24 protein-coding genes and 1 riboswitch are annotated in these 26,072 nt (G+C 74.8%); of the genes, 15 read left to right on the top strand and 9 right to left on the bottom strand.

Translation table 11 applies throughout. The annotated features are described in order from the left end of the window. Positions 1 to 109: 109 nt before the first annotated feature. The 8 genes from AQJ30_RS12835 to AQJ30_RS12800 all read left to right on the top strand — a co-directional run bounded on the left by AQJ30_RS12835 (position 110) and on the right by AQJ30_RS12800 (position 8,792). Complete coding sequence (locus tag AQJ30_RS12835) at positions 110 to 1,519, top strand: S1 family peptidase (RefSeq protein ID WP_107119573.1); 1,410 nt, start codon at positions 110 to 112, stop codon at positions 1,517 to 1,519. Positions 1,520 to 1,837: 318 nt separating this feature from the next. Continuing rightward, complete coding sequence (locus AQJ30_RS12830) at positions 1,838 to 4,285, top strand: SpoIIE family protein phosphatase (RefSeq protein WP_067232869.1); 2,448 nt, start codon at positions 1,838 to 1,840, stop codon at positions 4,283 to 4,285. Positions 4,286 to 4,385: 100 nt separating this feature from the next. Then, complete coding sequence (locus tag AQJ30_RS12825; protein WP_211278975.1) at positions 4,386 to 4,757, top strand: DUF6479 family protein; 372 nt, start codon at positions 4,386 to 4,388, stop codon at positions 4,755 to 4,757. A gap of 31 nt (positions 4,758 to 4,788) precedes the next feature. Then, on the top strand, positions 4,789 to 4,995 hold the full coding sequence (locus AQJ30_RS12820; protein ID WP_067232861.1) for a hypothetical protein: 207 nt from the start codon (positions 4,789 to 4,791) through the stop codon (positions 4,993 to 4,995). A 99-nt stretch (positions 4,996 to 5,094) separates the two neighbouring features. Next, the gene (locus tag AQJ30_RS12815) at positions 5,095 to 6,162 is read left to right on the top strand and encodes a glucose-1-phosphate thymidylyltransferase (protein WP_067232859.1); all 1,068 of its coding nucleotides are present in this window, start codon (positions 5,095 to 5,097) and stop codon (positions 6,160 to 6,162) included. Then, positions 6,159 to 7,124, top strand: a complete 966-nt coding sequence (gene rfbB / locus AQJ30_RS12810) for a dTDP-glucose 4,6-dehydratase (RefSeq protein WP_067232856.1) — start codon at positions 6,159 to 6,161, stop codon at positions 7,122 to 7,124. The genes AQJ30_RS12815 and rfbB overlap by 4 nt, the downstream gene beginning before the upstream one ends. Continuing rightward, positions 7,121 to 8,002 carry a dTDP-4-dehydrorhamnose reductase gene (rfbD, locus tag AQJ30_RS12805; protein WP_067232854.1) on the top strand — a complete coding sequence of 294 codons (882 nt, stop codon included), beginning with the start codon at positions 7,121 to 7,123 and terminating at the stop codon, positions 8,000 to 8,002. Before rfbB ends, rfbD begins: the two co-directional genes overlap by 4 nt. Beyond that, positions 7,989 to 8,792 carry a class I SAM-dependent methyltransferase gene (locus AQJ30_RS12800; RefSeq protein ID WP_067232851.1) on the top strand — a complete coding sequence of 268 codons (804 nt, stop codon included), beginning with the start codon at positions 7,989 to 7,991 and terminating at the stop codon, positions 8,790 to 8,792. Before rfbD ends, AQJ30_RS12800 begins: the two co-directional genes overlap by 14 nt. On the opposite strand, the gene rfbC is transcribed toward AQJ30_RS12800, so the two are convergent. Beyond that, the gene (rfbC, locus tag AQJ30_RS12795; protein WP_067232849.1) at positions 8,776 to 9,384 is read right to left on the bottom strand and encodes a dTDP-4-dehydrorhamnose 3,5-epimerase; all 609 of its coding nucleotides are present in this window, start codon (positions 9,382 to 9,384) and stop codon (positions 8,776 to 8,778) included. The genes AQJ30_RS12800 and rfbC overlap by 17 nt on opposite strands. A gap of 5 nt (positions 9,385 to 9,389) precedes the next feature. Next, complete coding sequence (locus AQJ30_RS12790; RefSeq protein WP_067232846.1) at positions 9,390 to 11,321, bottom strand: glycosyltransferase; 1,932 nt, start codon at positions 11,319 to 11,321, stop codon at positions 9,390 to 9,392. A gap of 140 nt (positions 11,322 to 11,461) precedes the next feature. Here AQJ30_RS12790 and AQJ30_RS12785 point away from each other — a divergent pair, with 140 nt between their 5' ends. Together AQJ30_RS12785 and AQJ30_RS12780 are read left to right on the top strand one after the other, a co-directional pair. Beyond that, positions 11,462 to 11,968, top strand: a complete 507-nt coding sequence (locus AQJ30_RS12785; protein ID WP_067232844.1) for a metallophosphoesterase family protein — start codon at positions 11,462 to 11,464, stop codon at positions 11,966 to 11,968. A gap of 361 nt (positions 11,969 to 12,329) precedes the next feature. Then, on the top strand, positions 12,330 to 14,309 hold the full coding sequence (locus AQJ30_RS12780; protein WP_067232841.1) for an elongation factor G: 1,980 nt from the start codon (positions 12,330 to 12,332) through the stop codon (positions 14,307 to 14,309). Positions 14,310 to 14,333: 24 nt separating this feature from the next. On the opposite strand, the gene AQJ30_RS12775 is transcribed toward AQJ30_RS12780, so the two are convergent. Together AQJ30_RS12775 and AQJ30_RS12770 are read right to left on the bottom strand one after the other, a co-directional pair. After that, positions 14,334 to 14,966: a response regulator transcription factor gene (locus tag AQJ30_RS12775; RefSeq protein ID WP_067232839.1), complete on the bottom strand. Its 633-nt coding sequence runs from the start codon at positions 14,964 to 14,966 to the stop codon at positions 14,334 to 14,336. Continuing rightward, a complete protein-coding gene (locus tag AQJ30_RS12770) occupies positions 14,963 to 16,048 on the bottom strand; it encodes a sensor histidine kinase (protein ID WP_067232836.1) in 1,086 nt (361 codons plus the stop codon). The genes AQJ30_RS12775 and AQJ30_RS12770 overlap by 4 nt, the downstream gene beginning before the upstream one ends. A 207-nt stretch (positions 16,049 to 16,255) precedes the next feature. Here AQJ30_RS12770 and AQJ30_RS12765 point away from each other — a divergent pair, with 207 nt between their 5' ends. Then, the gene (locus AQJ30_RS12765) at positions 16,256 to 17,542 is read left to right on the top strand and encodes a tannase/feruloyl esterase family alpha/beta hydrolase (RefSeq protein WP_067232834.1); all 1,287 of its coding nucleotides are present in this window, start codon (positions 16,256 to 16,258) and stop codon (positions 17,540 to 17,542) included. 12 nt (positions 17,543 to 17,554) lie between these two features. Here the strand turns inward: AQJ30_RS12765 and AQJ30_RS12760 are convergent, their stop codons facing one another. Next, positions 17,555 to 18,160, bottom strand: coding sequence for a dihydrofolate reductase family protein (locus AQJ30_RS12760; RefSeq protein ID WP_067232831.1), 606 nt, complete (start codon positions 18,158 to 18,160; stop codon positions 17,555 to 17,557). Positions 18,161 to 18,399: 239 nt separating this feature from the next. After that, positions 18,400 to 19,671, bottom strand: a complete 1,272-nt coding sequence (locus AQJ30_RS12755; RefSeq protein ID WP_067232829.1) for a YncE family protein — start codon at positions 19,669 to 19,671, stop codon at positions 18,400 to 18,402. Between the two features lie 174 nt (positions 19,672 to 19,845). Here AQJ30_RS12755 and AQJ30_RS12750 point away from each other — a divergent pair, with 174 nt between their 5' ends. Then, on the top strand, positions 19,846 to 20,517 hold the full coding sequence (locus AQJ30_RS12750; RefSeq protein ID WP_067232826.1) for a TetR/AcrR family transcriptional regulator: 672 nt from the start codon (positions 19,846 to 19,848) through the stop codon (positions 20,515 to 20,517). Positions 20,518 to 20,725: 208 nt separating this feature from the next. On the opposite strand, the gene AQJ30_RS12745 is transcribed toward AQJ30_RS12750, so the two are convergent. The 3 genes from AQJ30_RS12745 to AQJ30_RS12735 all read right to left on the bottom strand — a co-directional run bounded on the left by AQJ30_RS12745 (position 20,726) and on the right by AQJ30_RS12735 (position 23,623). Then, the gene (locus AQJ30_RS12745; RefSeq protein WP_067233539.1) at positions 20,726 to 21,934 is read right to left on the bottom strand and encodes a glycosyltransferase; all 1,209 of its coding nucleotides are present in this window, start codon (positions 21,932 to 21,934) and stop codon (positions 20,726 to 20,728) included. Between the two features lie 260 nt (positions 21,935 to 22,194). Continuing rightward, positions 22,195 to 23,043 (bottom strand): bifunctional 5,10-methylenetetrahydrofolate dehydrogenase/5,10-methenyltetrahydrofolate cyclohydrolase, encoded by an 849-nt coding sequence (locus tag AQJ30_RS12740; protein WP_067232823.1) that lies wholly within the window; start codon positions 23,041 to 23,043, stop codon positions 22,195 to 22,197. 24 nt (positions 23,044 to 23,067) lie between these two features. Then, positions 23,068 to 23,151, bottom strand: a riboswitch (ZMP/ZTP riboswitch). Positions 23,152 to 23,257: 106 nt separating this feature from the next. Next, positions 23,258 to 23,623, bottom strand: coding sequence for a nuclear transport factor 2 family protein (locus AQJ30_RS12735; protein ID WP_067232820.1), 366 nt, complete (start codon positions 23,621 to 23,623; stop codon positions 23,258 to 23,260). Between the two features lie 170 nt (positions 23,624 to 23,793). Here AQJ30_RS12735 and AQJ30_RS12730 point away from each other — a divergent pair, with 170 nt between their 5' ends. The 3 genes from AQJ30_RS12730 (at position 23,794) to AQJ30_RS12720 (ending at position 25,951) form a co-directional block, all read left to right on the top strand. Next, the gene (locus tag AQJ30_RS12730; protein WP_067232818.1) at positions 23,794 to 24,096 is read left to right on the top strand and encodes a hypothetical protein; all 303 of its coding nucleotides are present in this window, start codon (positions 23,794 to 23,796) and stop codon (positions 24,094 to 24,096) included. A 137-nt stretch (positions 24,097 to 24,233) separates the two neighbouring features. Then, positions 24,234 to 25,322 carry an S-(hydroxymethyl)mycothiol dehydrogenase gene (locus AQJ30_RS12725; protein ID WP_067233538.1) on the top strand — a complete coding sequence of 363 codons (1,089 nt, stop codon included), beginning with the start codon at positions 24,234 to 24,236 and terminating at the stop codon, positions 25,320 to 25,322. Further along, on the top strand, positions 25,322 to 25,951 hold the full coding sequence (locus tag AQJ30_RS12720) for an MBL fold metallo-hydrolase (RefSeq protein WP_067232815.1): 630 nt from the start codon (positions 25,322 to 25,324) through the stop codon (positions 25,949 to 25,951). The genes AQJ30_RS12725 and AQJ30_RS12720 overlap by 1 nt, the downstream gene beginning before the upstream one ends. The last annotated feature ends 121 nt before the right edge of the window (positions 25,952 to 26,072 follow it).

Below are 26,072 nucleotides of genomic sequence, written 5' to 3'. Positions count from 1 at the left end.
GCTTTGAACGCACCGCCCGGCGCGTGCGTACCAACGGCCAACCAGGCGCCGCTGTACGGGCTGCCGCACGGGCAGCACGAGACCCCGTCCCCCCAGGAGGTCGAAGAAGTTGAGTCACAAGCGAATTCCGAAGCGCAAGGCCGCCATAGCCGTCGGCGGTGTGGCGGCGCTCGGAGCGGCGGCCCTCCTGCTCCCCCAGGCGAACGCGTCCCAGGACGGCGGCGCCCGGGGCGGCGCGTCCACCGCCCGGACCCTCAAGGCGGACGACGCCGGCGACCTCGCCGCACGGCTGTCGAAGCTGCTCGGCGACGCCTTCGCCGGGTCGTACTACGACTCCGCGAACCGGCAGCTCGTCGTCAACGTCACCGACGTCTCCGGCGACAACAACGTGATCGTGCAGGCGAAGAAGGCCGGCGCCGAGGTGCGCGAGGTCGACAACAGCACGGCCGAACTCCAGGCGGCGGCGCGGACGCTGCGGACGAAGGCCACCATCCCCGGTACCGCATGGGCGGTCGACCCCCGGACGAACAAGATCCTCGTCACCGCCGACTCCACCGTCACCGGCACCCGGTGGGACCGGCTGGAGTCGACCGTCGACGGCCTCGGCTCCGGCATGGCCACCATCAAGAAGTCCGCGGGCACCTTCAAGACCTTCGTCTCCGGCGGCGACGCCATCTTCGGCGGCGGGGCGCGCTGCTCCCTCGGCTTCAACGTCACCGCGGGCGACGGCTCCCCGGCCTTCCTGACGGCCGGTCACTGCGGGGTCGCCGCCGAGCAGTGGTCCGACGCGCAGAACGGCGCGCCGATCGCCACCGTCGACCAGGCGACCTTCCCCGGCAACGGCGACTTCGCGCTCGTGAAGTACGACGACCCGAACACCCAGGCGCCGAGCGACGTGAACGTCGGCGGCGGACAGAGCGTGCAGATCCTCCAGGCCGCCGAGGCGACCGTCGGCCAGCAGGTGTTCCGCATGGGCAGCACCACCGGCCTGCACGACGGCCAGGTGCTCGGCCTCGACGCCACGGTCAACTACCCCGAGGGCACCGTCACCGGCCTCATCCAGACCGACGTCTGCGCCGAGCCCGGCGACAGCGGCGGCTCGCTGTTCACCCAGGACGGCAGCGCGGTCGGGCTGACCTCCGGAGGCAGCGGCGACTGCACGTCCGGCGGCGAGACGTTCTTCCAGCCGGTCACCACCGCCCTGGCGGCGACGGGCGCGACCCTCGGCGACGCGGGCGCGGGCGGCGGCCAGCAGGCCGGTGGTGACGAGCAGGCGGGCGACGGCCAGCAGGCGGGTGGTGACCAGCAGGCAGGGGACGGCCAGCAGGCAGGTGGCGACCAGATCGGCGGCGGCCAGGAGGCCGGCGCGGGCACCGGTGACGGCTCCGACGGCTCCGGCGCGGCCGACGACCCGTCCGGGGCAGACGCCTCGAACGGTCAGGCCCCCGGCACGGGCCACGCCTCCGGGACCGGGAACGCCGGGCGGTCCGGCCGCTCGGGGCTGACCGACACCCACTGACCCGCCACGGGCCCGCGCGTACCGCCGCGCGGGCCCCTCGAGGCCCCACCGGCGGCTGTGCCCCGGTGGGGGAACGGTCCGGTCCTCCGGCGGGAGGACCGGACCGCTTCCGTCGCGGGGCGGTCGGCGCCGGGGGAGGGCTCCGGCTCCCCGTGCCCCCGCCCCCTCTGCCCCGGACGGCCCAGGACCCGCGGCGGGCGGGCACCGCCGCCCCGGCCGCCCCGCGCCCGGCGCGTCGGCGCCCCGCGCGCGCCCTCCCGCCCACGTGAAGCGGTCCCAGGGGCTGCGCGGACGTCCCACAAGCGCTGTAATACCCACGTGGTCAGTCAGGGCGCTGCGGGACGCGGAGCGAGAACGGTGCGTGCGGAGGTCGCCCTCAAGACGATCGGCACCGACCCCCGTTCACCCGAACGGACGCGCCGTGTCCTGGAACAGGCCCTCGTCTTCGCGGGTGCGTCCTTCGCCGCGGTGTACACGCCCGACGACGACGGCGAGCGCCTGCTGCGCCTGGCGGAGTCCGCCGGGGTGCCGCGCACCGCGTACGGACTGCGCGAGAGCTACCCGCGGGACGGGCACTCGCCCGCCGCGGAGGCCTACCGCGCCCGGCGCCCGGTGTGGCTGGGTCCCGCGGACTTGGCCGACGAGGCCGACGCCCGCCGCATGACCTCCCGCGACGTCCACCTGGCGGCCCTGCCCGTCGCCGACGGCACCGGCGGCTGCCTGCTCGCGGTCAGCGAGGACCCCGACGGGTTCGGCCCCGAGGAGCGCGGCTGCCTGGAACTGGTCGCCGAGGCCGTGGTGTGCCCCGTACGGACCGCCGTGGAGCAGGCCGAGGAGCTGCGCGGCACCGCCTTCGCCCTGGCCATGGACACCGGGCGGGTCGAGGTCGGCGACGCGATCCTGGACCTGTTCGGCCTCACCCCTGAGGAGTTCGACGGCCGGGTCGAGTCCCTGCTCGGCCTGACCGTGCCCGAGGACCTGCCCTCGCTGATGTCGGTCGTGGAGGCCGACCACATGACCATCGGGGAGCGCGAGCTGGAGTTCCGCGTGCTCCAGCCCACCGGACCGCCCCGCTGGCTGCGGCTGCGCGGGCGGCTGCTGCCCGGCGGGGAGGGCCACGCGGCGCGGCTCGTCGGCACCGTCACCGACGCCTCCAGCCTGCGCGCCGGAATCACCGACGTGGCCCGGGTGCAGCGCCTCGCGGCGACCCTCGCCACCGCCGGCACCGTGCGCGACGTCAGCCAGGCCGTGGTGGCCGCCCTGCGGGTGCCGCTGCGCGCCGACCGGATCGCGCTCGCCGAGCTGGAGAACGAGCGGCTCGTCGTCACCGTCCTGGACCCGCCGGAGGCCGAGGCGTGGCCGGAGCTGTGGCAGACCGAGTGGCGCACCGAGTGGCCCGACGCGCCGGTGCGGGCCATGCCCACCCTGGCCGCCGCCCTGCGCGAGGGGCGGGCGCAGATCTGGCCCGCCGGGACCGCGCTGGAGCCCGCGCTGGCCGAGGTCGGCCCCGGCGGTCTCGCCGTGCTGCCGCTGCCCGCCGGCGGCCGGATGGCGGGCGCCTGCCTCATCGGCTGGGACACCCCGCACGACTTCGGGCCCGACGAGCGCACCCTGCTCACCGCCTCCGCCGGTCTCGTCGGCCAGGCCCTGACGCGCGCCCACGCCTTCGACGCCGAGCACGAGCTGGTCGGCATGCTCCAGCGCCAGCTGCTGCCGCGCCGCCTGCCCCAGCTGCCCGGCGCGGTCGCCGTCGCCCGCTACCTGCCCGCCACGGCCGGCCTGGAGGTCGGCGGCGACTGGTACGACGTGATCCCGCTGCCCGACAACCAGGTCGCCCTCGTCATCGGCGACGTCCAGGGCCACAGCACCGCCGCCGCCACGCTCATGGGCCAGATGCGCACCGCGCTGCGCGCCTACGCCGCAGAGGGCCACCCGCCCGACGTGGTGGTCTCGCACGCCAACCGGCTGCTGCTGGAGCTGGAGACCGACCTGTTCGCCACCTGCGCCTACGTCCAGGTCGACATGGAGGCCGGCACCGCGTGGTGCGTGCGCGCCGGGCACCCGCCCCCGGTGCTGCGCCACCCGGACGGCTCCACCGAGATCGCCGAGGCCGAGGGCGGCCCCCCGCTCGGTGTGCTCACCCAGGCCGAGTTCCCGATGACCCCGCTGCGGCTGCAGCGCGGCACCGTGGTCGCCCTGACCACCGACGGGCTGGTGGAGACCGCGCAGTGCGACATCGACACCGGGCTGGAGCGGCTCGCCCACGACCTCGCCGTCTCCGACCCCTCCCACCTGGGCCTGGTCGCCGACGCCCTGCTCGGCAACGCCCCGCGCAGCGACGACGTGGCCCTGCTCCTCATGCGGTACGACGGCATGGCCGTACGGCCGCTGCGCGAGGGCTGGACGGTGTGGCGCGTACCGGAGGCCGCCCGCCACGCCCGCCGCTTCACCCGGCGCACCCTGCTCACCTGGGGCGTCCGGCCGGACGTCATGGACCCCGCCCTGCTCGTGGTGTCCGAGCTGGTCACCAACGCGCTGGTGCACACCGACGGCCGGGTCCGGCTCGACCTGACCCTCATCAACCACCGGCTGCGGGTCGCCGTGACCGACTCCTCGCCGCGCACCCCGGTGAAGCCGACCTCCCTCGGCTGGGAGGCCACCGGCGGCCGGGGCATCCTGCTGGTCGAGGCGATGGCGGAGGCCTGGGGGACCGTCCCCGTCAGCGGCGGCAAGCAGGTGTGGTGCGAGCTGCAGCTCGACGGCTGAGCGGCCGGCCGCCACCGGTCACCGGCCGGGCCGTACCGCCGGACGGGGCCGGTCCGGTACCGGGACGTGTTCTCCCGGAGGGGCCGGGTACCCGCCGCCCATGGACACCTTCGCCACTGCCTACCTGGCGGCCTCCGGACGGTCCGCCCTCGCCACCGTCGCCTTCATCGCGGTCGGCCTCGCGCTCGTCGGCGGGCTGATCTACGCCTTCCGCCTGGGGTTCAAGGTCCGCAAGAACGAGCCGGCCCCGCCCGCCCCGAGCGAGCAGCCGCAGCGGCCCGTGGACGGCCCCGTGCAGGAGAGCAGCCGGGTGCGCGAACCCAACGAGATGCCCCGGAGCGAGGACGGCAGCCGACTGACCCCGCACGAGCTGAACCCCACCGGCGGCCGGGACAGCGCCGACCAGACCCCGCCGCGCTGGAACGACGGCTCCAGCGGCGGCTTCGGCAGTGGCGGACCGGGTGCCCGCTGACCCGTACACCGCAGAAAGGCGATGAACCGCCGTGCTGACGTACCCCTCGACCACCGGGACGACCGACCTGCCGGTACCGACGTCCGACGACCGGCCCGAGACGGGCTGGGCACGCGCCCGCCGGCTGAGCCGCGGGCGCGTCGCCGTGCGCACCTGCGTCCCGGCCGTCCTGGAGGCCGACGCGGCTCCCGGGATGCGCGGCGGCGCGGAGTGGAACATCGTCAGGGGTGAGGACTGAACGCCCCGGCGCACGTCCCCCCGCGACCGCACACCGGCTGAGGCGGCCGACGGCCGCGCGGGGGGCCGAGCCGGACGACCGGAGCTAGGGTGAGGCGTGATGAAGGCTCTCGTGCTCGCCGGCGGAGCCGGTACCCGACTGCGGCCGATCACCCACACCTCGGCCAAGCAACTCGTGCCCGTCGCCAACAAGGCCGTCCTGTTCTACGGCCTGGAGTCCATCGCGGCGGCCGGCATCACCGACGTCGGCGTGATCGTGGGGGACACCGCCGACGAGATCCGCGCGGCCGTCGGCGACGGCTCCGCCTTCGGCCTGGACGTCACCTACATCCCCCAGGACAAGCCCCTCGGGCTCGCCCACGCGGTGCTGATCGCCCGCGACTGGCTCGGCGACGACGACTTCGTGATGTACCTCGGCGACAACTTCATCGTCGGCGGCATCACCGACCTCGTCGACGAGTTCCGCCGCACCCGCCCCGACGCGCAGATCCTGCTCACCCGCGTCTCCGACCCCCGCGCCTTCGGCGTCGCCGAACTGGACGCCGCCGGGCAGGTGGTGGCCCTGGAGGAGAAGCCCGAGCACCCCAAGAGCGACCTGGCCCTGGTGGGCGTCTACCTGCTCACCCCCGCCGTCCACGACGCCGTCCGCGCGATCAGCCCCTCCCGGCGCGGCGAACTGGAGATCACCCACGCCCTCCAGCACCTCATCGACACCGGTGCCGCGGTGCGCTCCACGATCGTCAAGGGCTACTGGAAGGACACCGGGAACGTCGTCGACATGCTCGAGGTCAACCGGACCGTCCTGGAGACCCTGGAACGGCGCATCGACGGCCAGGTCGACGACGCCTCCGAGACGATCGGCCGGGTCGTCGTCGAGCGGGGCGCCCGCGTCGTGAACTCCCGGATCGTCGGGCCCGTGGTCATCGGCGCCGGCACCGAGGTCGTCGACTCCTACGTCGGCCCCTTCACCTCCGTCGCGGAGAACTGCCGGATCGCCGACAGCGAGCTGGAGTTCTCCATCGTGCTGCGCGAGTCCTCCATCGAGGGGGTGGGCCGCATCGAGGAGTCCCTCATCGGCCGGCACGTCGAGGTCACCCCCGCCCCGGTCGTGCCCAGCGCCCACCGGCTGGTCCTCGGCGACCACAGCAAGGTGCAGATCCACACATGAACCTCCTCGTCACCGGAGCCGCCGGCTTCATCGGCTCGGCCTACGTCCGCCGCCTCCTGGCCGAGGGGACGGCCGACGTCACCGTCCTCGACAAGCTCACCTACGCCGGCCGCCTCACCAACCTGCCGGTGGACCACCCCCGCCTCACGTTCGTACGGGGCGACATCTGCGACGCGGCCCTGGTGGACCGGCTGATGGCCGACGCCGACCAGGTCGTCCACTTCGCCGCCGAGTCCCACGTGGACCGCTCGATCGACGGCGCGGCCGACTTCGTGCGCACCAACGTGCTCGGCACCCAGACCCTGCTGGACGCGGCCGTGCGGCACGGCGTCGGACCGTTCGTGCACGTCTCCACCGACGAGGTGTATGGCTCCATCGAGACCGGCGCCTGGCCCGAGGACCACCCGCTGCGCCCCAGCTCCCCGTACTCCGCCTCCAAGGCCTCCTCCGACCTCCTCGCGCTCGCCCACCACCGCACCCACGGCCTGGACGTCCGCGTCACCCGCTGCTCCAACAACTACGGCCCGCGCCAGTACCCCGAGAAGGTCGTCCCGCTGTTCGTCACCCGCCTCCTCGACGGCGAGAAGGTCCCGCTGTACGGCGACGGCCGCAACGTCCGCGACTGGCTGCACGTCGACGACCACTGCCAGGGCGTCGACCTGGCCCGCACCCGCGGCCGGCCCGGCGAGGTCTACAACATCGGCGGCGGCACCGAACTGACCAACAAGGAGCTCACCGGGCTGCTCCTCGAGGCCTGCGGCGCCGGCTGGGACCGCGTCGAGTACGTCGAGGACCGCAAGGGACACGACCTGCGCTACTGCGTCGACTGGACCAAGGCCCGCACCGAACTCGGCTACCGGCCCCGGCACGACTTCCGCACCGGCCTCGCCGCGACGGTCGCCTGGTACCGGGAGCACCGCGACTGGTGGGAGCCCTTGAAGCGGGGGACCCGCACCCCATGAGGTGGCTGGTCACCGGGGCGGCCGGCATGCTCGGCCGGGACACCGTCGCGGAACTGGCCCGGCGCGGCGAGGACGTCACCGGCCTCGACCGCGCCGCCCTGGACGTCACCCGCCCCGACGCCGTCGAGGACGCCCTCGCCGCCCACCGCCCCGACCTGGTCGTCAACTGCGCCGCCTACACCGCCGTGGACGCTGCCGAGCACGACGAGCCCCGCGCCCTGCGCGTCAACGGCGACGGTCCCGCGCACCTGGCCCGCGCCTGCGCCCGGCACGGCGCCCGGCTGGTCCACGTCTCCACCGACTACGTCTTCCCCGGCACCGCGCGCACCCCCTACCCCGAGGACGCCCCGCCCGCCCCCCGCACCGCCTACGGCCGCACCAAGCTCGCCGGGGAGCGGGCCGCGCTCACCGCGCTCCCGGACGGCTGCGCCGTCGTGCGCACCGCCTGGCTCTACGGCGCCCACGGCACCAGCTTCGTGCGCACCATGCTCGACCTGGAGCGGCGCCGCGACACCGTCGACGTCGTCGCCGACCAGCGCGGCCAGCCCACCTGGAGCGCCGACGTGGCCGCCCGCATCGCCGACCTCGGCCCGCGCGTCGGACCCGCCCTGCACGGGGTGTTCCACGCGACCGCGGCGGGCGAGGCCACCTGGTACGACCTGGCCCGCGCGGTGTTCCGGGCCGCCGGGGCCGACCCGGACCGGGTCCGCCCGGCCCCGTCCGACGCCTTCCCCCGGCCCGCGCCGAGGCCCGCGTACAGCGTCCTGGCACACGGCCGCTGGCGCGAGGCCGGGCTCGGCGCGCCGCGCGACTGGCGCACCGCCCTGTCCGAGGCCCTGCCCCTCATCCGCGAGGAGTCCCCGCGTGAAGCGTCATGAGTTCCTGCGGCACCTGCACGAGGTCACCCGCAACCGCAACTACCTGGAGATCGGCGTCAACGACGGACGCAGCCTGCGCCTGTCCCGCGTCCCCAGCATCGGCGTCGACCCGGCCTTCAAGGTGACCTCGGAGATCCGCTGCGACGTCCACCTGGTCCGCGCCACCAGCGACGACTTCTTCGCCCGCGCCCGCCCCCTCGCCCACCTCCAGGGCGGCCGCCACCCGCTGCGCAACCTGCGCCGCGGCCGCCACCCCCTCGGCCACTGGCGCCGCACCACCCTCGACCTGTCCTTCATCGACGGCATGCACCTCTTCGAGTACGCGCTGCGCGACGTCATGAACGTCGAGCGGCACTCGGACTGGTCGAGCGTCATCGTGCTGGACGACGTGCTGCCGCGCACCGTCGACGAGGCGGCCCGCGACCGGCACACCACCGCCTGGACCGGCGACGTCTACAAGGTCGCCGAGATCCTCGCCCGCCACCGCCCCGACCTGGTCACCGTCCTCGTCGACACCCAGCCGACCGGCCAGCTCGTGGTCTTCGGCGCCGACCCGCGCAACACGGTCCTGCGCGCCCGCTACGCCGAGATCGTCGCCGAGTACGACGTGCCCGACCCGCAGAAGGTCCCCGAGGGCGTGCTCGAACGCGTCGGGGCGGTACGGCCCGAGACCCTGCTCGACGCCCCGTTCTGGCGGCCCCTGGTACGCGCCCGCGACCGGGGCCTGGACCGCGCCCGCGGCTGGCAGGCCCTGCGCGCCGCGCTGGCCCCGCTCAGCGCCGGCCGGTGAGGCCGCGCAGCTCCCGGTAGCGGGCCCGGCAGGCGTCGTAGGACGGCAGCAGCCCGCTCGCGCGGGCCTGCGCCAGGGACGGCGCCGCGTCGTCCTTCGGGGACAGCACCGGGGGCACGTCGGCCGGCCAGGCGATCCCCAGCTCCGGGTCCAGCGGGTGCACCCCGTGCTCGCGCTCCGGCGCGTACCCGGTCGAGCACAGGTACACCACGACGGTGTCGTCGGCGAGCGCGAGGAACGCGTGCCCGAGCCCCTCCGCGAGGTACAGCGCGCGGTGCGTCACGTCGTCGAGCCGCACCGCCTCCCACCGCCCGAAGCCCGGCGACCCCACCCGCAGGTCCACGACGACGTCCAGCACCGCCCCGCGCGCACAGGTGACGTACTTGGCCTGCCCGGGCGGGACGTCCGCGAAGTGCACCCCGCGCAGCACGCCCCGCCGCGAGAGGGAGGAGTTGGCCTGTGCGAGGGGCAGCTCCTGCCCGGTGGCGGCCCGGAACTCCTCGCCCCGGTACCACTCGTGGAAGCTGCCCCGCTCGTCGGGGAACACCGCCGGTTCCAGGAGCCACGCGCCCTCGACGCCCAGTGCCCGCACCGGTGTCACCCCCTTCCCAGCAGGGCCGCCCCGACCAGCCGGCGCAGTCCCCGCCGCAGCCGCCGCACCAGCCGCCGCGCGCCACCCGGCCGGGGAGCCGGCACCGCGCGCAGCCCGTCCGCGCCGGCCCGCAGCGCGAACGACAACGGCAGGAAGCGGGGCGCGGCCGCGTCGGGCGCCGGGCAGAGCGCGACCCGCCACACCCGGCCGGGCAGTCCGGTGGTGGGCACGGACGCGGTGAGCAGCGCCGCACCGTCCGGTGCCGGCGCGAGCTCCGCGGTGACGTCCCGGCTCGAGGCGAGCCGCAGCAGCGCCCCGGTCGGACCGGGCACGTACAGCGGCAGCGGGACCAGGATCCGGTCGCCCTCGGCCACGACGTCCCGCGGCGCGACCCGGCCGAGACCGAGCCGCTTGCCCGCCCGGCCGACGTCCAGCGCCAGGCCGGCGTGCCGGTCGGTCCAGTACGGCAGCACCACCCGCCCGGCGACCACGCCCGCCGGCGGCGCGGGCCGGCCCTGCCGGGGCGCGGGACCGACCCGGGCGTCCTTGGTCCAGCCGCCGAGGCCCAGCCGTACGTACGCGTCCCACAGGCCGTCGGGCACCGGGCCGCCGCCCACCGCCGTGGCCGGGTCGACCGTGGCGACGGCCCGCACCACCAGCCGCACCCGGGTGCCGTCACCCGTCGGCACGGTCTCCCGGACCACGTCGACCGGCTGGAAGTACTGCGCGGAGCTGTCCCGGTGGCGCAGCAGCAGGTCGGCGCCGGCCCGGCCGAACCGGCCGACGGTGTCGGCGGCCAGCCACCGCAGCGCCCCCTCCAGGTCCCGCGGCGGCCACGGCACGGAGCTGCCCGGTGCCGCGGGGAACGTCACCGGCTCGCCCCGGTGGGTGTACTCCGCGGCGAAGGCCACCCGCAGCGCGCCGTCCCGCCAGGCGACGTCCTCCGGCGTCACCCGCAGCGCGACGGCGGACTCCCACTCGGCGAACGCCAGCACGTCCTCGTAGCGGTCGGCGGCGGCCAGCTCGGCCACGATCCGTTGGGCCGGCTGGAGGGGCTCCGCGACCCCCGGCCCGAACCGCTCGACGATCACCTCGTGCATCTCCTGGAACAGCTGCCGCCGGTAGTCGTCGGGCAGGTCCAGGAAGCGCCGCCCGCGCAGCCGCTCGGTCATCTCCACGCGCAGCCACCGCCGGAACAGCCGGTCGCGCAGCGGTCCCGGCTCGGTGTACCGCTCGACGACGTCCAGCGCCTCGCGCAGGTTCTTGAAGTAGCCGGCCGGGTCGAACCGCTGGAAGCCGGCGTTGGCGTCGTCCTCGCGGCGCACGTGGTAGTAGCAGACGTAGTCGCCGAGCACCGCAACGTTCCCGGCCCGCAGGTACGCCTCGGTGACGAAGACGTGGTCCTCCAGGCGGCGCCGGCCCTCCGGGAAGCGCAGCCCGGTGCGGTCCAGGAACGCCTTGCGGACCATCTTGTGGGGGGTGAGGCTGTCGATCAGCGGCGCGTTCGCCACGGTGGCCCGCGGCCGGTTCACCCGGAACAGCTCCACCGGCACGCCCCGGCCGCGCCCGGCCATCTTGCCGACGACGACGTCCGCGTCGTTCGCCACCCCGTAGGCGTACATCCGCTCCAGCGCCTCGTCGCCGAGGTGGTCGTCGTTGTCGACGAACATCACGTACTCGCCGCGGGCGGCGTCGATGCCGACGTTGCGGGGCTTGCCCGACCAGCCGGAGTTCTCCTGGTGGATCACCCGGACCCGGTCGTCCGCGGCCGCGAGCGCGTCGAGGCGGGCCGGGGTGCCGTCGGTCGAGCCGTCGTCGACGAAGATCACCTCGTACGCGTCGTGCGGCAGCGACTGGCGCAGCAGGGACGCCACGCACTCCTCGATGTACGGACCCGGGTTGTACACCGGGACGATGACGCTGACCTTGACCGGCATCGGTCTGCTGGCCCCCTTTGGTCGCTTTCGTGCGGCGTGCGGCGGGCGGGTGCTTGCGCGTGCAGCGATGCTAACGCCGCGCGCCGCGCCGCTCACCTCGCGGACCCGGGGCCCCGCGGGGGCCGCCGTACGCTGGTGCCGTGCGTCTGCTCCTGGTGTCCGACACCCATCTGCCCAAGCGCGCCAAGGTCCTGCCCGCCCCGCTGCTGGACGAGATCACGCGCGCGGACGTCGTCGTGCACGCCGGGGACTGGGTGGACACGGCCACCCTCGACCTGCTGGAGGAGCGCAGCCGCCGGCTCGTCGCGGTGTACGGCAACAACGACGGCCCCGCGCTGCGCGCCCGGCTGCCCGAGGTGGCGTACGCCGACCTGGGCGGCCTGCGCTTCGGCGTCGTCCACGAGACCGGGCCCGCCCAGGGCCGCGAGGCCCGCTGCGCCGCCCGCTTCCCCGACCTGGACGTCCTCGTCTTCGGGCACAGCCACATCCCCTGGGACACCACCGCGCCCACCGGGCTGCGCCTGCTCAACCCCGGTTCACCGACGGACCGCCGGCGCCAGCCGCACTGCACCTACCTGACCGCCGCCGTCACGGACGGCCGGCTCACGGACGTGGTCCTGCACCGCCTGCCGCCCCGCCGGCCGTGACCACGCCCCGAGCAGCGGACCGGGCCGTCCCGGCTGGTCTTCCCCGGAAACGGCCCGGATGCTGCGAGTGTGCGCTGTCACGGACCTCCTTCCCACGGCTGGGGGACAGAGGACTGACCGACATGCATGTCTCGTCCGTCCTGCGTCGCCTACCCATGGGGGAGGGGTCCAACCCTCATCAGGCTCCCGATTTGTCCATTTTTCATTATCTTCGCCGCTCCTCTTAATCCGTTGCCGCGGCCCGCTTCCCTCTGCTGCACTGCGGGGGTCGTTGCCGTCGTCCCCCGAGGAGCCCCCGTGCGCACTGCGTCGCCGTCCACCCAGGAAGGAACCCACCCCACTCCCAAGGACATGACGCTCCGTGCACCTGCTCAACCTCGGCATCCTCGCGCACGTCGACGCCGGTAAGACCAGCCTGACCGAACGCCTGCTGCACCGCGTCGGGATCACCGACGAGATCGGCAGCGTCGACGCCGGCACCACCCGGACCGACACCCTCGCGCTGGAACGCCGGCGCGGCATCACCATCAAGGCGGCCGTCGTCTCGTTCCCGGTCGGCGACACCACCGTCAACCTCATCGACACCCCGGGCCACCCCGACTTCATCGCGGAGGTCGAACGCGCCCTCGGCGTGCTCGACGGCGCCGTGCTGGTGGTCTCCGCCGTCGAGGGCGTCCAGGCGCAGACCCGGGTGCTGATGCGCACCCTGAGGCGCCTCGGCATCCCCACCCTCGTCTTCGTCAACAAGATCGACCGGCGCGGCGCCCGCCCCGACGCGGTCCTGCGGGCGCTCGCCGAGCGCCTGACCCCGGCGGTCGTGGCGACGGGCCGGGTCACCGCGCCCGGCACCCGCGGGGCCGACGTCGTGCCCGGCCTCGGCCTGGACGCGCTGGACGTGCTCGCCGACCACGACGACGCGCTCCTCGCCGCGTACGTCGAGGGCACCGGCGCGGTCACGCCCGGCCGGCTGCGGGCCGCCCTGGCCGGCGCCTCCCGCCGGGCGCTGGTGCACCCGGTGTTCTTCGGCTCGGCCGTCACCGGGGCCGGGGTCGACGCGCTGGTCGACGGGCTCACCGAGCTGCTGCCGCCGGCCGGCGGCGACCCGGCGGGCCCCGTGTCGGCCACGGTGTTCAAGGTGGAGCGGGGCCCGGCGGGGGAGAAGGTCGCCTGCGCGCGGGTGTTCTCCGGGACCCTGCGCGTGCGCGACCGGGTGCCGTTCGGCACGGCCGGCCGGGAGGGCCGCATCACCGCGCTGAGCGTCTTCGACCACGGCACCGACGTCCGCGCCGAGGAGGTCCCGGCGGGCCGGATCGCCCGGCTGTGGGGCCTGCCCGACCTCCGCATCGGCGACCCCGTGGGAGTGGCCCGGAGGGGCGGGGAGCACCACTTCGCGCCGCCGACGCTGGAGACCGTCGTGGTCCCGGCCCCGGGCACGGACCGCCGGTCGCTGCACGTGGCCCTCACCCGGCTGGCCGAACAGGACCCGCTGATCGCCCTGCGCCACGACGAGGTCCGCGGGGAGACCTCGGTCTCGCTGTACGGCGAGGTGCAGAAGGAGGTCCTGCAGGCCACCCTCGCCGACGAGCACGGCGTCGAGGTCACCTTCCGGGGGACGACCCCGCTGTGCGTCGAGCGGCCGGCCGGCAGCGGCGCCGCCGTCGAGTTCAACGGCGCGGACGACAACCCCTTCCTGGCCACCGTCGGCCTGCGCGTCGACCCCGCCCCGCCCGGCAGCGGCGTCGGCTTCGCGCTGGAGGTGGAGCTCGGTTCCATGCCGTACGCCTTCTTCAAGGCCGTGCGGGACACGGTCCACGAGACGCTGGCCCAGGGGCTGCACGGCTGGCGGGTGACCGACTGCGCGGTGGCGATGACGCACTGCGGCTACTCACCCCGGCAGAGCCACGCCCACCAGGGCTTCGACAAGAGCATGTCCAGCACCGGCCACGACTTCCGGGGACTCACCCCGCTGGTGCTGACGCAGGCGCTGCGCCGGGCCGGCACCCGGGTGCACGAGCCGACGCACCGCTTCCGCCTGGAGGCCCCCGCGGACACCCTGGGCGCCCTGCTGCCGGTGCTGTCCCGGCTGCGGGCGGTGCCCCGGGCGGCGCGGACCCACGGGGCCACGTGCGTCCTGGAGGGCACGGTCCCGGCGGCGCGGGTGCACGCCCTGGAGCAGCACCTGCCCGCCCTGACGCGCGGCGAGGGCGAACTGGAGAGCGCCTTCGACCACTACGCGCCCGTGGCGCCCGGCACGACGGTGCCGGAGCGACCGCGCACCGACCACAACCCACTGAACCGGAAGGAGTACCTGCTGAACGTCACCCACCGGGTGGACCGCTGAGCGCACGGCCCGTCGACCGCGTCCTCACAGCAGCCCGTTCTCCCGGGCGTACAGGGCCGCCTGGGTGCGGTCGCGCAGGCCCAGGCGGCTCAGGACGCGGGAGATGTGGTTCTTGACCGTTCCCTCGCTCAGGTAGAGGCGGGCGGCGATCTCCTTGTTGGTGGCGCCCGCGCAGATCAGGCGCAGGACCTCCGTCTCGCGCGGGGTCAGCAGCTCCGGCGCCGGAACGCCGGCCGTCAGGCCGGCGGTGACGCTCTGGTCGAACTGGGCGACGCCCGCGTGCGCCAGGCGGACGGCCTGCGCGAGGGCGGCCGCGGGCAGGTTCTTCAGCAGGTAGCCGACCGCCCCGGCGCGCAGCGCCCGGGCGACGTACTCGTCGTCGGCGAACGTCGTGAGCATCACCACCTTGCAGGCGGGCAGGACCCGCCGCAGCAGGGCGGCAGCCTCCACGCCGTCCACACCGGGCATCCGGACGTCCATCAGCACCACGTCGGGGCGGCGGGCCCGCGCCGTCTCCACGGCCTCGGCGCCGTCACCCGCGCTGCCCACCACCGCGATGCCCGGCTGGATCCCGAGCAGCGCGCAGATGCCCTCCCGCACCAGCTCCTGGTCGTCGACCACGAGCACCCGCGTGGCCGGGTCCTCCGTCCCGCTCACCAGGGGACCCTCACCGTGAGCACGGTGCCGGCCGGCGAACTGCGCAGGTCCACCGAACCGCCGGCCAGGCGCAGCCGTTCGCGCAGGCCCGTGAGGCCGAACCCCTCCCCGGCGGTGCCGAGCCCGCCCCCGTTGTCCGCCACGCGCAGCACGGCCCCCTGCTCCTCGTAGGCGACGTCCACACGGACCCGTGTGGCCCCGGAGTGCCGGCAGGCGTTGGTCAGTCCCTCCTGCGCCGCCCGGTACAGCACCAGCAGCGGCCGGCGTTCGGTGCCGGACACCTCCAGGGTGATCCGTCCGCTGCCGCCGTCCAGGTGGTGGACCAGGTCGGTGAGCGCCCGTCCGAGTCCGGCCGGCTGGGGGTCGGCCTCGGGGCCGAGGGCCCGCACCGAGGCGCGCACTTCGTCCAGGGCCCGGTTCGCCGACCACCGGGCGTGGGCCACCGCCTGCGCGGAGCCGGCCGCGTCGAGCGGGGCGAAGGCCTCCGCCTTCTCCAACTGGATCCCGATCGCGGTCAGGTGGTGGCCGAGGCTGTCGTGCAGGTCGCGGGCCAGCCGGTTGCGCTCACGCTCCGCGGACAACTCCGCCACCTGGGCGAGCGTGCCCTCCAGGCGGGCGCGGGCCTGCTGTTCGCGGACGGCCACCGCGGCCATGGCGAGGGCCAGGACCACCCCGAGGGCGAACATCAGCAGGTCGGAGATGTACGCGGCCCGCACCTCCCAGTGCGGGACCCGGACGGTGAAGACCCCCGCCAGGGCGGCCACGCAGCCGGCGCCGAGCACGACGGACACCGTGCGCCCGTAGACGAAGAACGCCAGGAACGGCAGGAGCACGAAGAGCACCCGCGAGAGGCCGGACGGGTCGAGCGCCGCCACCGCGCCCAGGAGCACCGCCCTCAGCGCGAACACCGCCCCCGGCGCGACCGGCCACTCGCGCGCGTCCAGGACCATGAGCGCGCAGAGCAGACCGGCGAACCCCAGCGTCCGCACCCCCGGCCCCGGCCCGATCGCGGCGTAGTAGACACCCCCGCACAGCACGGCGCCGTACAGGACGGAAGGCACCCACGGCACCGGTCGCGTCATCGGGCCTCCCCACGGGCTCACGCGTCTCCCCACTCCCACCGTGGGCAGCCTACGCAGCGGGCACCGGGCCGGAAGCCGCCGTCCCACATCCTGGCCACAGGTCATGTGCCCTTCGGCCAGGGGCCTTTGGCCGTTCCGCACTTATCCCCGCGGACCCGCGCTCCCTAGATTCGGCCGCGTCCCGTCACCCACCGAGAGGAGACCGGCGTGCTCCGCCGTCTCGCGGTCGTCCCGCTGCTGCTCACCACCTGCCTCGCCGCTCCGGCGGCGACCGCCGACGCGGCGACCGACGCGGCCGGCTGCGCCGACGTGCGCGTCCCGGGAGCCGCCCACACGGTCTCCGCCTGCCTGGCCGACCTGACCACCACGGGAACCGTGCCGACCGGTCACACCGACCCCGCCGACTGGGCGGGCCTGGAGGCACCGGGCACCGTCACCCCGTCCGGGGTCCCCGGCGTACAGGTCGACGGCTACTTCCCGGACACCTCCACCACCAACACCACCCACGGCTGGCACCACGACAGCCAGTTCGTCCTCCGGCTGCCCCGGCACTGGAACGGCGGCCTGGTCGTGGCCGGCCCGCCGGGGGTGCGCGAGCAGTACGCCAACGACCGCATCATCAGCGACCATGTGCTCGCCAAGGGCTACGCCTACGCCGCCACCGACAAGGGCAACACCGGCGCCGAGATCTACCGGGACGGCGAGCGCCCGGGTGACGCGGTACTGGAGTGGCACCGCCGCTTCGCGGAGCTGACCCGGGCGGCCCGGCGGACCGCCGCCGCGTACTACGGCCACGCCCCGCGCACCACGTACGCCGCCGGGCTCTCCGCGGGCGGGTACCTGGTCCGCTGGCAGCTCGAGCACTACCCGCGGCTGTACACCGGCGGCATCGACTGGAACGCCCTCATCTTCACCCGGAACAGCAGCCTGCTCACCACCCTCCCGCCCGCGCTGCGCGCCTACCCCCGCTACCGGGCGGGGGACCCGGACGCGCACGCCGAGATGCTCGCGGCCGGCTATCCCGCGGGCTCCGAGGCGCTGTGGGACCACCACTACCGCACCCAGTGGGACTTCCTGCAGCGGGTGATCCGCGAGGAGGTCGACCCCGGGTACGACGGCGCCGCGCAGGCCGGGACCCCGTTCTGCCCGGCGGGGACCGGCGCGGGCTGCGACACCGACTACGACTTCGCCTCCCGCCCCGCCCCGGTCCACCGGGCCGTGGACCGGATCGCGCTGAGCGGGCGCATCCGGCGGCCCCTGATCAGCATCCAGGGCACCCTTGACGTCCTCACCCCGCCCTCTGCCTTCGGCGACGTGTACCACCGCATGGTGACCGACGCCGGACGCGCCGCCCTGCACCGCTACGTCCTCGTCGCCGGCGGCACCCACACCGACGGGCTGGTCCCCCTCGCCCCGCAGACGCTCAGGCCCATGCTGCCGTCCTTCGTCACGGCCTTCGCCGAGCTGGAGGCGTGGACCCGGCCCACGCCCTGACGGGGGAGGACCTCACGCGGGGGTGCCGAGCGGGGGGCGTTCGAGCACGCGGGGCCGGTACTCGACCAGTTGGATGCGGCCGTCGAAGGTGCGGGAGCCGATCATGTCGAGGGCCACGTCCGGATAGCCGTCGTAGATGCGTTCCTCGCCCGTGGCCCCGGTGATCACCGGGAACATCACCACCCGGAAGCGGTCGACGAGTCCGGCTCGCAGCAGCGACCGGCACAGGCTGAGGCTGCCGAGCGTGCTGAGGAGCCCCGATCCGCTGGCCTTCAGGGCGCGGACCGCCTCGACGGCGTCGTCGCGGACGAGCGTGCAGTTGGCCCACGTCAGTGGCTCCTCGAGGGAGGAGGAGAACACCACCTTGGGCGCTCGTGCGAGCTCGTCGAGGGACGCCTCCTCCTCGGGCCTGAAGCCGTCCTCGCCGGCCGGGACCTCGCCCGTGGCGAAGCCCGACATCAGGCGGTAGGTGTTCGCCCCCATCAGATAGGTGGCCGTCGGCTGCTCGCCGAGCCACGCGAGGTACTCCGGGCCCTCGAGGCCCCAGAAGCCGGGCCATCCCTCTCCCGACGCGTATCCGTCGAGGGTGGTGATGAAGTCGACCAGAAGCTCCGGCATGGCGGTGTCCTTTCCCGTGGGTGTCACGAGCCTGGACCGGCCGCGAGCGGAAAACTCATCGGACGCGCCGGACAGCGGCCGGACGAGGGCGGGACGAGGGCCGGGCAACGGCCGGCCCCCCGCGCCGCCACCGCTCGGCGAGGCGAGGCGCGGCGCGCCGGAGCCCGGACACGGCGGCGCGGCGGGCGCGTCCCTGAGGAAGCGCCCGCCGCACCGCCCGGGGCCTGCCGGGCCCGGCGTCAGGACCCGGCCGGTCCCGTCCAGTCGGCGGCCACGTGGCCCAGCCGCACGCGCTGCGGGTGGTCGCCCACGGGCACCGAGAGGACCTTCTGCCCGGTGGCGAAGTCGATCGCGGTGACCTGGTCGGCTCCGCTCTCGGAGATCACGCAGTCCCGCCCGTCGCCGCTGACCGTCGCCCAGTACGGCTTGGACGCGCTGACCAGCGGGCCCTGCTGGAAGGTGGCCCGGTCGACGACCACGGCGTAGTCGTCCATCGTGCCCGCCACGCACAGCTTGCTGCCGTCGGGCTTCATCGACAGGCCGTGGTGGCGCGAGTCGTTGACGAAGGTGGTGCGGTCGTCACTGGTCGCCGGGTTCTTCGGCAGCGTCTTCGTCCGGGTGATCCGGTCGGTGGCCAGGTCGTACTCGAAGAAGCCGTTGAAGAACGACACCTGGAAGTACAGCTTGGACTCGTCGGGCGAGAAGACCGCCGGGCGCACCGCGTCCGAGTAGTCGCCCAGGCCGATCGCGTCCAGCCGCTGGCGCATGTCGATGGTCCTGACCTGCTGGAAGGTGGTCGCGTCGACGACCGTGATGTGCCGGTCGCCCTTCGTCCAGTCCAGCCAGGGGGCGTCCAGCGAGGTGTTCACGTCGCCGATCGCCATGTTGTAGATGTACTTGCCGTCCTTGGTGAAGATGTTCTCGTGCGGCTTGTCGCCGGTCGCGAAGGAGCCGACCTGCTTGCCGGTGACGACGTCCAGGACGTGCACGGTGTTGGAGGTCGACGCGGAGACCGCGACGCGCTTGCCGTCGGGGGAGACGGCCATGTGGTCAGCGCGGTAACCCGACACCGGGAAGCGCCAGTTGACGGCGCCGGTGGCCAGGTCGAGGGAGACGACGTCGGCGAAGCTGGGCCGTGAGACCACCACCGACGTCCCGTCGGGCGTGGAGTACATGTCGTCGGCGAACTGGTCGTGTCCCTCGCCGACGCCGTTGCGGATGGCTTGGAAGTAGATCCACTTGATCGGGTCGGCGTTGATCTCGGCCATCCGCGCGGCCTTGTCGGGGATGACGTCGATGCGGCCGACCTTCGCGAAGTCGCCGGTGGACCTGATGACGTCGGCGGTGCCGTCCCAGTTGTTCCCGACGAACAGCACCTCGCGCAGGGCGGCGGCGTGGGACGCGGCACCGGTGGTGGCACCGGCGGCGGTGGCGGCGGTCGCGGGGGCGGCGACGGTCAGGGCGAGGGCGGCGGCCACGGAGCAAAGGTGCCTGGGTCTGGAGGCAGGCATGTGTGCTCTCTTCCTCTGGGGGGCGGCAGGAGCGGGGCAGGGCACAGCGGCTCGGTCCGGATCTGAACACCGCTGCGTTCAGAGTGGACTTACTGGAAAGTAAGGAAGGGGCGCCCTTCGCCACAAGACCGCGTGCAGGACAAAATCGGGAGTCCGACGGACGAGGGAGGACCAGTGGCGGGCAGGCTGAGGGCCCCGACCGGCCGCTACGCCGGGAAGTCCGCCGCCGAGCGGCAGGCCGAGCGGCGCCGGAGATTCCTGGACGCGGCCCTGGAGTTGTTCGGCGGCGCCCCGGGCTACCGTGCCACCACGGTCGCGGCGCTCAGCGAGGCCGCCGGACTGTCGACCCGTCAGTTCTACGAGGCGTTCCGCACCCTGGAGGACGTCCTCGCCGCCCTGCACCTCCAGGTCAACGACTGGGCGGAGGAAGCCGTCCTGACCGCCTTCACCGGGGCCCGCGACCTGCCGCTGGAGGACCGGGTCACGGCCGTCTTCCGCGCCTACGCGGGCAACGTGACCGCCGACCCCCGCCGCATCCGCATCACCTTCGTCGAGATCATCGGCGTCAGCCCCCGCCTGGAGGAACAGCGCCTGGCCCGCCGCTCCCGCTGGGTCGACCTGATCTGCGCCGAGGCCACGGCCGCCGCGGCCCGCGGGGAGGCGGCGCCCCGCGACTACCGTCTGGCGGCGACGGCCTTCATCGGCGGCGTCAACGGCCTGCTCCACGACTGGAGCGCGGGCTGGGTGGAGGCGGCCCTGGACGAGGTGGTCGAGGAACTGGTCCGCCAACTCCTGGGCATTCTGCGCCCGCAGGGCTGGCAACCGGGAGGCTCCAGGGCGGCCTGAGCCCGTTTCGGCCCTCGGCCGGGCGGCCTGAGCCCGCCGGGCCCCTCGCGGCCGGGTGGCCAGCCCGTCCGGGCGCACTTCCGGCTGGGTGACCCGGGGTCGTCCGGGCCCCCTTCCGGCCGGGTGACCCGAGCCCGTCCGAGCCCGTCCGGGCCCCTCGCGGCCAGGCGGCCCCGGCCCGTCCGTGCACCGCCCGGCCGCTGGCCGTTCAGGCCCGGCCCAGCCGTTCCACCGCCGCCACCACCCGCCCGACCCCGTCCTCCGCCCGCACCCGTGCCGCCAGCCGTGCCGCGCGCTCGCGGTGTGCCGGGTCGCCGGTGGCGCGGGTCAGCGCGGCCGCGAGGGTGTCGGCCGTGAGCCGGCGCAGGGGGAGTGCCCGGGGGGCCACGCCCAGCCGCACCAGGCGGTCCGCCCAGAAGCCCTCGTCGAACTGGACGGGGACCGGCACGGCGGGGACGCCCGCGCGGATGCCGGCCGCCGTGGTGCCGGCGCCGCAGTGGTGGACCACGGCCGCCGTCTCGGGGAAGAGCAGCGCGTGGGGGACCTCGTCGACGGTGAGCAGGTCGTCGCCGTCCGCCGTGAGACCGGCCCAGCCGCGCTGCACGATCCCGCGCAGCCCCGCCCGCCGCAGGGCCCGTACGACGGTGGCGCTCAGCCGCCCGGGGTCGGGCACGGTCGCGCTGCCCAGTCCGACGAACACCGGCGGCGGGCCCGCGTCCAGGAACTCCCGCACGGTCGGCGGGAGGCGCGTCACGTGGTCGTGGGGCCACCAGTAGCCTGTGACGTCCAGGCCGGGGGCCCAGTCGCGCGGCCGGGGCACCACCTGGGGGCTGAAGCCGTGCAACAGCCGGCCGGGCGTCGGTCCGAAGGCGGCGGCGGGGCCCAGCCGGGCCCGCAGTGCGGGCAGGGCCGGGCCGAACACCCAGGGCACCGTCCGCTCCAGGCCGTGCCCCGCGAGCCGGTTGCCGAGGGCGCCGTAGGAGCCGCCGCCCAGCAGAGGGGGCGCGAACTCCCGCGTGGCCGTGACGGGTTGCAGCGGCAGGACCAGGCTCGGCAGGCGCAGGCCCGCGGCGACGGCCTGGCCGAGCGGGGCCACCGAGGCGGACAGCAGGAGCAGGTCGCTGGTGCGGGCGGCGGCGATCAGGTCGTCGGTGATCCGGCCGACCAGGGACCGCGCCAGGCCGGCGGCGCGCAGCAGCTTGCCCGCGCCGGACCCGCTGCGGTGCAGCCCGCGCCCCCGGGCGGACTCCAGCTCCGCCCGCGGATCCACCGGCAGCGCGTGGAAGCCCACCCCCGAGCCACGGACCAGCGGGGCGAACCGCGCGTGGGTGACCAGGGTGACCTCGTGCCCCGCGCGCACCAGGCCGTGGCCCACCCCGGTGAAGGGTGCCACGTCGCCCCGCGAACCCACCGTCATGATCGCCACTCGCACGAAGGACAGTATGGGCGCCGCAAGGCCCGGTGGGCAGTCAACCGCCCGCGGGAGGCGGCCGGTTCGTCCTTGCCGGAGGCGTTGACTTCGCCCCCGGGCGGCTCTACGGTCGGCGCGCATCGAGGTTCGGTGACTCGTGCCACGTTCGACATGCTGGACAACCGGCGACCGGCGTCCACGCCGACGTCCCGGCTCCCGAACGGCCCGTCCCGCCGGCTCCGGTGCGCCGGCGGGACGGGCGCCGTTCACGCGCCGAGCTGCCGGGCCGCCGCGGTCACCGTCTGCTCCAGCAGCGTGGCGATCGTCATCGGACCGACTCCGCCGGGCACCGGCGTGATCAGCGAGGCGCGCTCCACGGCCGAGGCGAAGTCCACGTCGCCGACGTTGCCCTCGTTGTAGCCGGCGTCGACCACGACCGCCCCGGGCTTGAGGTCCTGCCCCCGGATCAGCCGCGGACGGCCGACGGCGGCGACCACGATGTCCGCCTCCCGCACCGCCGCCGACAGGTCCGCCGTGCGCGAGTGGCAGTACGTCACCGTGGCGTCCCGGGCCAGCAGCAGCATCCCGGCGGGCTTGCCGAGGATGGCGCTGCGGCCGACCACCACGGCCCGCTTGCCGGCCGGGTCGACGCCGTACGCGTCGAGCAGCCGCATGATCCCGCCGGGCGTGCACGAGACGAAGCCCGGCAGGCCGAAGCTCATCGTGGCGAACGACGCGAAGGTCACGCCGTCCACGTCCTTCTCGGGCGCGATCGCCTCGAACGCCGCCCGCTCGTCGATGTGCCGGCCCATCGGGTGCTGGAGCAGGATGCCGTGCACGGCGGGGTCGGCGGACAGCGCGCGCAGCGTGCCGACCAGGTCCGCGGTGGTCGTGTCGGCGGGCAGCGCCACGTGCCGGGAGGCGATACCGGCGGTGCGGCAGCGGTTCTGCTTCATCCGGACGTACGTCACGGAGGCCGGGTCCTCCCCGACCAGCACGGTCGCCAGACAGGGCGTCGTACCGGTGCGTGCGGTGAGGTCGGCGGTTCTCTCGGCGGTCTCCTCGACGATGCGCCGGGCGAGCGCGGTGCCGTCCATGAGCCGGGCCTGCGACATGGGTGTCCTCCTGGGCCGATCGGTCGGTGTCGCCCAGGCGCACGGCATGAGGGGTCACGGACCGCTCCCCGGTGGTGCTCCACCTCAGCGCCAGTCACGGCCCGCCCCCAGCGTAACCGAGGGTTCCCGCGCCCCTCCGGCCGGACCGGGAGCGGCGCCCCCGCGGGAGTGCGGGCCGGCCGGGCGGTGGCCCGGGACCGGCCCGCGGGTGCCGTCACTCGTCCCAGGCCTGGATCATGACCTGGTCGACGATCTTGCCGTCGCGCAGCGTGATCATCGACTCGGAGAGCACGCGGACGCCGTCCGGGTACTCACAGGACTCGCAGTAGGCGGCGTGGTCGCCCTGCACGACGCACTGGTCCAGCTTGTGCGTCATGTCGCGGCTGTAGACGTCGTCGAGCATCTCGGCGAGCGCGGCCCGGCCCCGCACCACCTTGGGGTGGCTGGGCTGGGCGGTGTGGTCGACGATGCGCAGCTCGGCGTCGTCCGCGTAGAGCGAGAGAAGGGTGTTGCCGGTGTTGCCCTCCAGTCCCCGCCGCAGGGTGTCGGCGTCGAAGGTGGAGCCGGTCGCGGTGTCCATGGTGACCTCCTCGGAGGGCCGCGGACCGAGCGGACCGGGCCGTGCGGCCCTCACCTTCGAGCGTCCTCCGCCCCGCACGGCCCGGCAAGCCCGCGGCGCGTCCTGCGCCTCACGGGTGAGCGGCGCTCCGCGGCCGTGTCCCCGGGACGCCCGGGGGCGTTGCTGAGGGCATGATCTCCACTCGACGCATCGTCGCCGCCGCCTGTCTCGCCGTCGGGGTCACGGGTCTCGCCGCGCCCCTGGCGAACGCGGCCGACGCCAAGGACTCGGGCCGGCTGAGCCCGCTGACCCTCCTCGACTCGCTCGCCGCGAGCGAGCTCCCCGCACAGCAGCGGGGTGCGCTGCCCCCGGTCTCCAGCCAGCTGAACGAGCTCAACAAGGTGAAGCAGCTGCGGAGGGCGAGCGAACCGGTGTACCAGATCGCCGGCCTGGTCGCCCCCGTCACCGGCCTGCTGCCGTCCGTGCACGGCTGAGCACCGCACCGCCCCGAGGGGGCCGCCCGCACCCCGGGCGGCCCCCTCGGCGTGACCCGGTGCGTCCGGTGATCCGTTGCGTCTAGGGTCGGAACCGGATGTCGAACCACGACGACCGCGACGAAAGGGGCAGCACCATGGCGCAGGAAGTGCGCGGCGTGATCGCACCGGGCAAGGACGAGCCGGTACGGGTGGAGACGATCGTCGTACCCGACCCGGGGCCCGGCGAGGCCGTCGTCCGCGTGCAGGCGTGCGGGGTCTGCCACACCGACCTGCACTACAAGCAGGGCGGCATCAACGACGAGTTCCCGTTCCTGCTCGGGCACGAGGCGGCCGGCGTCGTGGAGTCGGTCGGCGACGGCGTCGGCGACCTCGCGCCCGGTGACTTCGTGATCCTCAACTGGCGGGCGGTGTGCGGCCACTGCCGCGCCTGTCTGCGCGGACGCCCGTGGTACTGCTTCGACACCCACAACGCCCGCCGGCGGATGACCCTCGCCTCGACCGGGCAGGAACTGGCCCCTGCCCTGGGTATCGGCGCCTTCGCCGAGAAGACCCTGGTCGCGGCCGGGCAGTGCACCAAGGTCGACCCGTCCGTCTCCCCGGCGGTCGCCGGCCTGCTGGGCTGCGGGGTGATGGCCGGCATCGGCGCGGCGATCAACACCGGCGGCGTCGGCCGCGGCGACTCGGTCGCCGTCATCGGCTGCGGCGGCGTCGGCGACGCGGCGATCGCCGGGTCCCGCCTGGCGGGCGCGGCGAGGATCATCGCCGTGGACATCGACGACCGCAAGCTGGACAAGGCCCGCACCCTGGGCGCCACCCACACCGTCAACTCCCGCGAGAACGACCCCGTCGAGGCGATCCGCGAACTGACGGGCGGCTTCGGCGCCGACGTCGTCATCGAGGCCGTCGGCCGCCCGGAGACCTACCAGCAGGCGTTCTACGCCCGGGACCTGGCCGGCACCGTCGTCCTGGTCGGCGTGCCCACCCCCGAGATGAAGCTGGAGCTGCCGCTGCTGGACGTCTTCGGCCGCGGCGGCGCGCTGAAGTCCTCGTGGTACGGCGACTGCCTGCCCTCGCGGGACTTCCCCATGCTGATCGACCTGCACCTCCAGGGGCGCCTGCCGCTGGACGCGTTCGTCACCGAGACCATCCAACTGGACGAGGTCGAGAAGGCGTTCGAGCGGATGCACCACGGCGACGTGCTGCGCTCGGTGGTGGTGCTGTGATGGCCGCCCGCATCGAACGCCTCGTCACCTCCGGCCAGTTCAGCCTCGACGGCGGCACCTGGGACGTCGACAACAACGTCTGGCTGGTCGGCGACGACCACGAGGTGATCGTCATCGACGCCGCCCACGACGCGCGGGCCATCGCCGAGGCCGTGGGCGACCGGCGCCTGACCGCGATCGTGTGCACCCACGCCCACAACGACCACGTCAACGCGGCCCCCGCCCTGGCCGACCTGACCGGCGCGACCATCTGGCTGCACCCCGACGACCTGCCCCTGTGGAAGCTGACCCACCCCGACCGCGACCCCGACGCGCACCTGGCCGACGGGCAGGTCATCGAGGCGGCCGGCGCCGACCTGACCGTGCTGCACACCCCCGGGCACGCGCCCGGCGCAGTCTGTCTGCACGACCCCGGCCTCGGCGCCCTGTTCACCGGCGACACCCTGTTCCAGGGCGGCCCCGGCGCCACCGGGCGGTCGTACTCCCACTTCCCGACGATCATCACCTCGATCCGCGACCGGCTGCTCACCCTGCCGCCCGACACGAAGGTCCTCACCGGGCACGGGGACACCACCACGATCGGCGCCGAGGCCCCGCACCTCCAGGAGTGGATCGACCGGGGGCACTGACCCCGGCCGGGTGACCCCGCCCCGCCCCGCAGGGGTCACCCGGAGGAACCCCGCCGAAAAGACGACAGGAGATGTCCGGCTTCCCCGGCACGCTGTGGGGCGTAGACACGCACGAGGGACA

Origin of the sequence: Streptomyces longwoodensis (assembly GCF_001514125.1) — a bacterium.
Taxonomy (GTDB): domain Bacteria; phylum Actinomycetota; class Actinomycetes; order Streptomycetales; family Streptomycetaceae; genus Streptomyces; species Streptomyces longwoodensis.
The sequence above is the reverse complement of the archived record's forward strand: the minus strand, read 5'-3'. Positions and strand labels throughout refer to the sequence as shown.